This window comes from Paragemmobacter ruber, from assembly GCF_009908315.1.
Taxonomy (GTDB): domain Bacteria; phylum Pseudomonadota; class Alphaproteobacteria; order Rhodobacterales; family Rhodobacteraceae; genus Paragemmobacter; species Paragemmobacter ruber.
This window is the reverse complement of record NZ_JAAATW010000021.1, coordinates 1-369: the sequence shown is the minus strand read 5'-3', so window position 1 is coordinate 369 and position 369 is coordinate 1. Positions and strand designations below refer to the sequence as shown.

The following is a 369-nucleotide window of genomic DNA, read 5'->3' as shown; positions in this document are numbered from 1 at the left end:
CACCCGCCTCATGCTCCTGCAAGATGCCAATGATCTGCTCTTCCGTCAGTCGTGCCTTCTTCATCGTCCGTCCTCTCCATGGGCCGGACTCTAATCGCAGATGGAGGAAAAATCCCGTGGCAGGTCAGAGTGTGTGGCCCCACCGCCCCGCCTCTGCCCCATCCCTTCGAGTTGACCCGCGGTTCGGACAGCAGAAAGCCCCGCTGTTTGGCGGGGCGCAGGTCATTGATATCGTTGTAGTTTTTTGGTTGCGGGGGCAGGATTTGAACCTGCGGCCTTCAGGTTATGAGCCTGACGAGCTACCGGGCTGCTCCACCCCGCGACAGGTGGTGTCTGACTTGACTGTTTTGTTATCGCTTAGGGAGAGGA

General features: G+C 58.8%; 1 tRNA gene. It reads right to left on the bottom strand.

Going from position 1 to position 369, the window contains the following annotated elements:
- Window positions 1–245: 245 nt before the first annotated feature.
- Window positions 246–322 (bottom strand) — tRNA-Met (locus GU920_RS19270).
- Window positions 323–369: the final 47 nt, after the last annotated feature.